At 55.5% G+C, this 8499-nt stretch carries 10 protein-coding genes; 7 read left to right on the top strand and 3 right to left on the bottom strand.

The features are described from left to right. Positions 1-14: 14 nt before the first annotated feature. Entirely contained in the window at positions 15-350 is a 336-nt protein-coding gene (locus B7444_RS13895) for a hypothetical protein (RefSeq protein WP_035729039.1), read from the bottom strand. 265 nt (positions 351-615) lie between these two features. Beyond that, complete coding sequence (locus tag B7444_RS13890; protein WP_007283481.1) at positions 616-1509, bottom strand: LysR family transcriptional regulator; 894 nt, start codon at positions 1507-1509, stop codon at positions 616-618. A gap of 92 nt (positions 1510-1601) precedes the next feature. On the opposite strand from B7444_RS13890, the gene B7444_RS13885 reads away from it, so the two are divergent. From B7444_RS13885 to B7444_RS17240, 4 genes are all read left to right on the top strand, one after another. Continuing rightward, positions 1602-2519 (top strand): alpha/beta hydrolase, encoded by a 918-nt coding sequence (locus tag B7444_RS13885; protein ID WP_035729037.1) that lies wholly within the window; start codon positions 1602-1604, stop codon positions 2517-2519. A 32-nt stretch (positions 2520-2551) separates the two neighbouring features. After that, positions 2552-3499, top strand: coding sequence for an alpha/beta hydrolase (locus B7444_RS13880; RefSeq protein WP_007283483.1), 948 nt, complete (start codon positions 2552-2554; stop codon positions 3497-3499). A gap of 403 nt (positions 3500-3902) precedes the next feature. Then, positions 3903-4730 carry a sulfotransferase family protein gene (locus tag B7444_RS13875; protein WP_035729058.1) on the top strand — a complete coding sequence of 276 codons (828 nt, stop codon included), beginning with the start codon at positions 3903-3905 and terminating at the stop codon, positions 4728-4730. Positions 4731-4761: 31 nt separating this feature from the next. Continuing rightward, positions 4762-5178 carry a hypothetical protein gene (locus tag B7444_RS17240; RefSeq protein ID WP_035729035.1) on the top strand — a complete coding sequence of 139 codons (417 nt, stop codon included), beginning with the start codon at positions 4762-4764 and terminating at the stop codon, positions 5176-5178. A 137-nt stretch (positions 5179-5315) separates the two neighbouring features. Here B7444_RS17240 and B7444_RS13865 read toward each other — a convergent pair whose 3' ends face one another. Continuing rightward, entirely contained in the window at positions 5316-5717 is a 402-nt protein-coding gene (locus B7444_RS13865) for a winged helix-turn-helix transcriptional regulator (protein ID WP_007283486.1), read from the bottom strand. A 101-nt stretch (positions 5718-5818) separates the two neighbouring features. Here B7444_RS13865 and B7444_RS13860 point away from each other — a divergent pair, with 101 nt between their 5' ends. The 3 genes from B7444_RS13860 to B7444_RS13850 all read left to right on the top strand — a co-directional run bounded on the left by B7444_RS13860 (position 5819) and on the right by B7444_RS13850 (position 8470). Next, on the top strand, positions 5819-6838 hold the full coding sequence (locus tag B7444_RS13860) for a zinc-binding alcohol dehydrogenase family protein (protein WP_007283487.1): 1020 nt from the start codon (positions 5819-5821) through the stop codon (positions 6836-6838). Positions 6839-6903: 65 nt separating this feature from the next. After that, a complete protein-coding gene (locus tag B7444_RS13855; RefSeq protein ID WP_007283488.1) occupies positions 6904-7338 on the top strand; it encodes a cupin domain-containing protein in 435 nt (144 codons plus the stop codon). A 4-nt stretch (positions 7339-7342) separates the two neighbouring features. Further along, entirely contained in the window at positions 7343-8470 is a 1128-nt protein-coding gene (locus tag B7444_RS13850) for an L-dopachrome tautomerase-related protein (RefSeq protein ID WP_007283489.1), read from the top strand. The last annotated feature ends 29 nt before the right edge of the window (positions 8471-8499 follow it).

The raw sequence follows: 8499 nt of genomic DNA, 5'->3' as shown, positions 1-8499 counted from the left end.
ATGCGCAGAAATGCTCACCCGTGATTTTCCAAACAGGCTCTTAGAAATTTAACCTCTATCATTACAGCCGCTGTGCTGCTCTTTGAATTCTTAAAAAATACAAAATCGAGTGTCTTGGGTGCCCCCGCCCTAGGTGTTGCTTTCGTTACGGGCACCTGAGCAACTGCTTTCCAACCTCGGCCAAAACCGATTTCGAACAACGGAGGATATAAAAAATGCTCGCTGTATAGAGTTCTCGCCGAAGTTGCTTGTTTAAAGGTTAGCCAAGCAGCAGTCCCCTCAACCAAGCGTCGCACTAGCTTTTCTTCCAGTTTTCTTTGTCTTTCTATGGGGAACGTCTTAAGGGCCATAATTTATTGTGATTCCGATCTGGTTTTTGTCAAGTAGACCAAGGGGAGAGTTTCTTATTCAGTACAATACCACCTATTTCTCTATTCGTGGGGTATTGAAAAAGCATTCTTTCTAACACTTCACGGCTGCTTTCCGTTACGCCGACAATAAGCTCTAATGACCGTCTCGTGCGCACAGCATCCGTCACACTTAGTTGAATAAACGACGGGAAACATTGTCCGGGGCATCCAAAGCGGACAGTCTGTTCCCCCCCCCCTTGCTGCCTCACTGCGAATATCGCAACGCCTCGACGAACATCCTGAAAGCGACAGGGGCCTGCCGCCGGTTTGGGTAATAAAGGTGATACCCTGGCAGAGCGGGCGTAAACTTCGCCAGCACCTGCACCAGATCGCCGCGCTCCAGATCAGACTGCACCATGTCCAGCGGCAGGTAGGCTAGCCCATGTCCGTCCAGGGCGGCGTCGCGAATCAGGTCGAAATTGTTGAGCGTCATCTGCCCCTCCAGCCGCACCCGCGTTTCCCGACCGCCGCGCATTAAGCGCCAACCATTGACGGCCTGCGATGTCGGCAGCCGCAGATTGACCGCCTTATGCTCGACAAGCCGCGCTGGAGATGTTGGGGCAGGATGGATACGGAAATAGTCTGGTGATCCGACAATGGCCATGGGGATATCCGGACCGATCCGTACAGCGATCATGTCTTTCGCAATCTCGCCGCCCAACCGGATGCCAGCGTCGAAGCGATCTGCCACCACATCCGCCAGTCCGTAATCAATGGTCACGTCCACGCGGATATCGGGATTGTCTCGCAGAAGCTGCTTCACGCCGGGAAGGAGAATGGTTTTCGCTGCATGTTCCACAGTCGTCACCCGGATGGTGCCCGATGGACGGTCCCGCAAATCACCCAGAGAGGCGACCGCCGCGTCCAGATCATGCAGCATGGGGCCAAGTGTCGCGAGCAGCCGCTCGCCCGCTTCCGTTGGTGCCACGCTGCGGGTCGTGCGTGACAGCAGGCGCATGCCCAGCCGTTCTTCCGTGCGTCGCACGATCTGGCTCAGACCGGACTGTGCGACGCCAAGGCGACGGGCCGCTTTGGTGAAGCTTCCTTCCTCGGCCACCACGACGAACGCTGCCAGATCGGCGATTTCATCCCGCCTCATTGATCACTCCAGTGATAGGGCCATGACAGATTATCCGTCTAATCCGCGCAATGGGTTTGTCCTACCATCCTTTCATCAACAGGAGACAGACCATGACAAAGATCAGTTTCACGAACACCAATAATCCGTCCATTAGCCTGTCGGCGGTGATCAATTTCCCCAATGGCTTTGACGAGGCGAAAAAATGGCCCGCCATTGTTGTTTCCCATCCAGGCGGCGGCGTAAAGGAGCAGACGGCTGGCACCTACGCGCAGAAACTCGCGGAACAGGGCTTTGTCACCATTGCGTTCGACCGGTCCTGTCAGGGGGAAAGCGGCGGTGAGCCACGCCAGCTTGAAAACCCCTCCGTCAGCACCGAAGACGTCAGCGCCGTTATCGACCATCTGACGACACTGCCCTACATCGACCAGAACCGCATCGGCGCCATGGGCATCTGTGCGGGCGCGGGCTACACGGCCAATGCCGCCATTCAGGACCGTCGCATCAAGGCAATCGGTACCGTCAGCGCAGTCAATATCGGCTCCATGTTCCGCAATGGCTGGGACAATTCGGTGCGCTCGATTGACGCGCTTCCGCTGATCGAAGCCGGGTCCAATGCCCGCACCGCAGATGCCGCAGGCAACGGTTACGCCACCATGCCACTCGCGCCGCTGACGGAGAAAGATGCGCCAAACGAAGAACTGCGTCAGGCCTGGGAGTATTATCACACGCCCCGTGCCGAGTGCGCGACCGCACCCGGCTTTGCCACGCTGCGGAGCCTGAACCAGATCGTCACCTATGACGCCTATCACATGGCCGAAACCTATCTGACGCAACCGATCCAGATCGTCGTCGGTAGCGACGCGGGCAGCAAGTGGATGAGCGACGACCTGTATGACCGCGCGGCCAGTACGGACAAGTCGGTCCATATCGTGAAGGGCGCCAATCACATGGATCTCTACGATGGGAAAGCCTTCGTGACCGAAGCCGTTTCCGTGCTGGCTCCGTTCTTTCAGACCAAACTGGCGTAACGAGCATATAGGACAGAACGAGGACCACTCAGATGAAGTCTATCCAGATACAGAATGCCGATATGGCATGGCCGATTGCAGCCAACATCCTGCTCCCTTCCGACTTTAATGAAAGCCGGGCCTACCCGACCATTGTCAGCGTTCACCCGTTTGGAAGCTGCAAGGAACAGACCTCGGGGAATGTCTATGGCAAGGCGCTGGCCGAGGCAGGTTTCGTCGTTATCGCCTATGACGCCTCCTATCAGGGTGAAAGCGGTGGCGCGCCGCGCTGGATTGAGAGCCCGACCCAGCGGGTCGAGGACATCAGCCATGTGATCGATTATGCCGTGACGCTGCCTTATGTGGACGCTGACCGTATCGGCGTGATCGGTGTCTGTGGCGGCGGGGCCTATGCCATCAACGCCACGCTGACAGAAAAGCGGATCAAAGCGGTCGTCGGCATCACGCCAGTCAATCTCGGCCGCCTGTTCCGGGAGGGATTCAGTGGTTTCAATCCACGCGGCACATTGGAGGCTATGGCGGCGCAACGCACGAAGGAGGTGCGTGGCGGCGAGTTGCAGGTCAATGAACTGCTGCCACCGAGCGTCGAGACTGCCCGTGCGAATGGTCTGACGGACCGGGATGTTCTGGAAGCGACGGATTACTACAAAACGCCTCGCGGCCAGAAGCCAGGTGGGTGGACGCGGATGCTGTTCAGCCATGCCCAGAAAACCCTGTCATGGGATGCGTTTGCCTTTGCTGAAACCCTGTTGACCCAGCCTGTCATGGTTGTAGTGGGAGAAAAGGTCGGCGCGTTCGGAGCCTATCGCGATGGAACGGAGATTTATGGCCGCGCCACCGCGTCAAAAGACCGGCAGATCGTGTCGCTGGAGAACAGCTCGCATTATGATCTGTATGACAAACCGGAAGCCGTTGGTCCGGCACTGGAAAAACTGGTGCCGTTTTTCAGGGCGCACCTTGGAAATAGCGCTTCAGCATAAGAACTTTGTTTTGTCCGCTTTCATCGTCGCTTGCGTTGTGAGCGGACATTCCGTTTTCCCCCCCCTAGCTGGCCAAAGGTGGCCATATATCGTGATGAAAAACCGGCCATTTAGCGTGAACATTCACACCCATGAGTGCGATTGCAGATGCAGGCCCTGTCGGGAAGCGGATGTTTTTCTCAGCGCTAGCTAGAGGACACAAACCGACACAAAAGTTCAAAAGTTGCCAAAATGACACAAAAATATTTGAAAACTGTTAGGACGTACGCAAAAAACAAGGAAAAATATTGACAGTTGTATTTAAGACACAAGGAGGTGTCTTCCGCAACGTATTGATACAATGCTGTTTGGTGTCCTAGCGGTCGGAGAACCTGGCTCCTCCAACCGAGATACACCATCATCCATGACCGCATCGTCACCTGTTCACTTCATTTCTGGCCTCCCCCGGGCCGGTTCGACACTTTTGGCCGCGCTTCTGAGTCAAAATCCAAAAGTTCTCGCGCATGGCCGAATATCGCCTGTCGCTCCCATGATCATTCGACTATCGGGTCTGATGGCCGAGGGGGAGTACGCTTCTGATTTTTCTGAGGAGCAACGCAAGCGTCTGCTCCGAGGCGTTTTAGATGATTATTATCATCCACAGCCCGATCAAATTGTCCTGGATACGAGCCGGGAATGGTGTACGCGACTTGCCTTGATCAACCGGCTCTACCCGAAAGCGCGCGTGATCTGCTGCGTGCGTGATCCTGTCTGGATCCTTGATTCTCTTGAGCGCCTCATCGTGCGAGATCCCATTTTATCGTCACGACTTGTCCCTATCACTCAACGAAGCACGCAGCATGACCGTCTCGATCATCTGCTGTCCCGGGAAGGTGTTTTTGGCTACGCTTGGCGAGTTCTGATGGAGGCTTTTCACGGTCCCTTTGCTGATAAGCTTATTCTTGTAGATTACCAGGCTCTAGCCACCAGTCCGCGTCAGACCCTTGAAAAACTGACACGGTGTCTCGGTTTGCCCGTGTATTCGTATGATCTGAACAATGTCACGAACAGGGATGCAGAAGCCTTCGACAGTCTGCTTGGAACTCCGGATTTGCACAGGATACGTCCGGTCGTTAGTCACGAAAGACGACACTGTATTCTTCCGCCGGATATTATCGCACGGATGCAAGGTGGCATGTTTTGGCGAGAAGTATCTCATCATCTCCAGTCAAAGGCACAAATCATTGCCTAGACTATATTTGCGATTTCAGGGGCTGCGAGGGATGGTTGTGACGTTATGGCTTCTTGAGCCAGCAATGTCATATGCCGACCCTACGCCTTACTTCATGCCTCCTAAAGAAAAACAAGTATTACCAATGCCCTCAGAATTAAGCAGTAAGGCCGGATTTCAGTATTTAAGGGGAATAGTTGAGAAGAAAAGCAGGGACATTACACCAAAGGCTCAGTGGCTTCCTTTGGATTTGTCGCAACTTTCCAAAATTGGTCCGCTCGACATTGAGCGAGCAAGCCAGTCCCCACTCACGGAGGAAAAGGGGGTCACAACAACCTTTTCGTATCCTGTGAAATCCCTTCCTGGTGTGGACCTTACAGCCAGATTTTTCGGTGGCCATCGAGATACGATACAGGGAGCCGCAGGAGGGGCAGCAGCAGTGACAGGGGGCGTTCGTATTCGCTGGTGAATGCTTTGCCAGTTGGTTCCTTATGCGACCGCGCTGAACCGTGTCGCGGCTGAAAAAGGCGTCCGCTTCCGAAGATCGACGCCGCAAAGCCGACCTTCCGTTTACCCCCCCCCCTTAGCCGAATGACTACTGAGCAATTATTTAGTCCTTTTAGCGGCAGAAGTGAGTATTTCATCATGATCTGCACAGGCCTCACGACCATGCCTGAACTCTGTGTGCTCATCGCCCCAGGCCTTGAGAGCCAGAATGACGGGCTCAAGAGTTCGCCCACGCGGAGTCAGGCTATACTCCACCTTTGGTGGAACTTCCGGGTAAACCGTCCGTAACACGAACCCGTCACGCTCCAGTTCGCGAAGCTGGGTCGTCAGCATTCTCTGGGTGATATTGGGCAGGCGCTTGCGGATAGCGTTGAAGCGCAGGGTCCCCTGAAGCAGGTGATAGAGGATCACGCCTTTCCATTTTCCGTCGATGAGTTGAAGCGTTGCTTCAACAGCGCAGCCGGGGCTGCAATCGAGCGACTGATGGCGGATGCGAGTCATAACGGTATCATTTCCGACACTATGGGCGTTAAAAGTGCGTTCTTGTCTAAAAACAGCATAGTGCTCACTCTTCTCCTCATTCAACAGAGGATCAGACAATCATGCGGGCCATCGGTTATCAGACGCCGCTTCCCATCGAAAATCCGGCGTCCCTTCAGGACATCGATCTGCCGAAACCTGTTCCTTCGGGCCGGGATCTTCTGGTGGAAATCAGGGCCGTGTCGGTCAATCCGGTTGATACAAAAGTCCGCCGCAGTGCAACACCGGAGGCGGGTCAGTGGCGTGTTCTGGGCTGGGATGCGGCGGGTATTGTCGTGGGCACTGGACCGGACGTCACGGATTTTTCTGTCGGCGATGAGGTCTTTTATGCGGGGGCGATCAATCGCTCAGGGACCAACGCGGAGTTTCATCTGGTCGATGAGCGGATTGTCGGTCGTAAACCCCGCTCCCTGAACTGGTCCGAAGCCGCGGCCTTACCGCTGACAGCAATCACCGCCTGGGAGATGCTTTTCGATCGCCTGGACATTCGTCGGCCTGTCCCGGGAACGACGTCCTCCATTCTGATCGTCGGGGGCGCAGGCGGGGTCAGTTCCATGGCGATCCAGCTGGCCAAGGTTCTGACTGATATCACAGTCATTGCCACGGCTTCGCGCCCCGAAACGCAGGACTGGGTCACATCTCTCGGGGCAGATTACGTAATCGATCACAGCAAGCCTCTGGCCGCACAGGTTGCTGCCCTTCCTACGGGCGCTCCCGGTTTTGTTTTTTCAACGACGCAGACAGATCGGCATCTGGCAGAGATCGTCGAACTTCTGGCCCCTCAGGGACATTTCGGCCTGATTGATGATCCTGCTGAACTCAATGCCGCACCGCTCAAGCGCAAAAGCCTGTCCCTGCACTGGGAACTGATGTTCACGCGTTCACTATTTGGGACGGAAGACATCAGCGCTCAGGGGAAAATCCTGAACGACGTGTCGCGGCTCGTGGATGAAGGTCGTCTTCGTACAACGCTCGGCAAAAATCTTGGCGCGATCACCGCCGCCAATCTGCGAGAGGCTCACGCTCTAATCGAAAGTGGTCAGGCCAAAGGCAAAATCGTGCTCGAAGGTTTTCCGGCCTGAAGAATGGGCCTGAACGAAAACGATCATGACGAAAACAGTCAAAGCGCTTGAGAGGAGCAGACCTCATGAATGACGAAGAACATCTTATGACCCTGAACCGGACGGGAGGTCGCTTCGATCTCAATAAAATTGCGGCGGCATTTCCCGAAACGGCGGACACAATGCTACTGGACACATATCTGACCGACAAGTCGGAAGCCAGTATCCGGGTCTTCCGGATCTATCGGGAGGTGCCGCCGCATTATCATACCCAGTGCGATGAAGTGCTCCATGTCCTCTCCGGAACAGGCACATTCTGGATAGATGATCCCAAGGAAGAGGCGCCGTTTGCACCCGGCCATCTTCTGGTGTTCCCCCGTCGGGCCGTGCATGCCGTACCCCGCATTCTGAGCCATCCAGTCGTTTTTCTGGCTATCGACACGCCGCGACGGGCCCCGGATGACGTGGTGTTCGTGGATCCTGCTGACGGTACGCCGTCCGGCTTTATTGCAGGGATCTAACGTCATGGGGTTCATGAGACCGCGCTCACGGCAGGCTTTCCTAAAAAGAGGCCTTCGCAGGATCGCTATTGCCCTTTTCACGGGATTCGTTGGGGTATGTGCGCATCCTGTTTCTTCCCATGCCCAGACCATCAGGATTGAGGCGATCACTACAGCCATGGACTGGAATGCCGTAGCGCTTGCTAGCGGTCATGTGTTTGTCTCAGGCCCTCGCTGGACCGGGTTTTCCGGACCGGCCGTGGGCCTTCTGACAAAGGGCGGAGAAATAAAGCCATTTCCTGATGCTAACTGGAATGGATGGAAACCCGGACGGGATGCGACGCATCGGTTTGTCAGCGTCAATGCCCTCCATGTCGCTCCTGACGGCATGCTCTGGGTTGTTGATACTGGAACCTCGTCTTTTGGAGGTGTCCCCGTATATGGAGGAGCCAAACTGGTCCGCATTGATCCGGCAACAGGTCATGTGCTGCGGATCTATCCTCTGGGTCCAGAAACCGCGCAGACAGGCAGCTACATCGACGATATCCGTTTCAACGGGACACACGCCTATCTCACAGATGCAGGCAAAGCGGCGCTGATTGTTCTTGATATCAAAACAGGTCAGGCACGCCGCGTGCTGGACAATGACGCGTCCACCAGCGCGCGGACAGATCGACCGATTGTCATGGATGGACACGTCGTGGAGAAAGGTCCGCATCAGCCGCTTCTGGTGAATGTCGATCCGCTTGAAGTGAGTCCGGACGGGAAATGGCTGTATTTCGGGCCGCTTGAAGGGCCGTGGTCCCGCATCCCGACAGCACTGCTCGATGATCCTGATGTGTCATCAACTGATCTGTCTGCGGCTGTTCAGCCGTGGGCAGATTTACCTCCAATCGGGGGCAGCGCCATGGATACTGCAGGAAATCTCTACTTTACCAACCTGAAGGATGACGGCGTCTATCGAAGGGACGTTTCCGGGAAGATCAAGAGACTGATCTCGGACCCACGTCTGCACTGGGCGGATGCACCGTGTCTCGCTCCGGACGGTCGTCTCTGGCTGCCCGTCGCGCAACTGGATCGTCTTTCGATGTTCCATCAGGGACATTCCCGCAGTCACCAGCCATTTTTGCTGGTATCTATCGATCTTCGATGACCATCAAACGCCATGATAATCGCCTGCGG

Origin of the sequence: Gluconobacter thailandicus F149-1 = NBRC 100600, assembly GCF_000964465.1 — a bacterium.
Classification (GTDB): domain Bacteria; phylum Pseudomonadota; class Alphaproteobacteria; order Acetobacterales; family Acetobacteraceae; genus Gluconobacter; species Gluconobacter thailandicus.
The sequence above is the reverse complement of the archived record's forward strand: the minus strand, read 5'-3'. Positions and strand labels throughout refer to the sequence as shown.

Excerpts from the sequence above, each read along its gene's own strand:
- B7444_RS13895 (WP_035729039.1), bottom strand. The coding sequence starts at position 350 with ATGGCCCTTAAGACGTTCCCCATAGAAAGACAAAGAAAACTGGAAGAA.
- B7444_RS13890 (WP_007283481.1), bottom strand. The coding sequence starts at position 1,509 with ATGAGGCGGGATGAAATCGCCGATCTGGCAGCGTTCGTCGTGGTGGCC.
- B7444_RS13885 (WP_035729037.1), top strand. The coding sequence starts at position 1,602 with ATGACAAAGATCAGTTTCACGAACACCAATAATCCGTCCATTAGCCTG.
- B7444_RS13880 (WP_007283483.1), top strand. The coding sequence starts at position 2,552 with ATGAAGTCTATCCAGATACAGAATGCCGATATGGCATGGCCGATTGCA.
- B7444_RS13875 (WP_035729058.1), top strand. The coding sequence starts at position 3,903 with ATGACCGCATCGTCACCTGTTCACTTCATTTCTGGCCTCCCCCGGGCC.
- B7444_RS17240 (WP_035729035.1), top strand. The coding sequence starts at position 4,762 with ATGGTTGTGACGTTATGGCTTCTTGAGCCAGCAATGTCATATGCCGAC.
- B7444_RS13865 (WP_007283486.1), bottom strand. The coding sequence starts at position 5,717 with ATGACTCGCATCCGCCATCAGTCGCTCGATTGCAGCCCCGGCTGCGCT.
- B7444_RS13860 (WP_007283487.1), top strand. The coding sequence starts at position 5,819 with ATGCGGGCCATCGGTTATCAGACGCCGCTTCCCATCGAAAATCCGGCG.
- B7444_RS13855 (WP_007283488.1), top strand. The coding sequence starts at position 6,904 with ATGAATGACGAAGAACATCTTATGACCCTGAACCGGACGGGAGGTCGC.
- B7444_RS13850 (WP_007283489.1), top strand. The coding sequence starts at position 7,343 with ATGGGGTTCATGAGACCGCGCTCACGGCAGGCTTTCCTAAAAAGAGGC.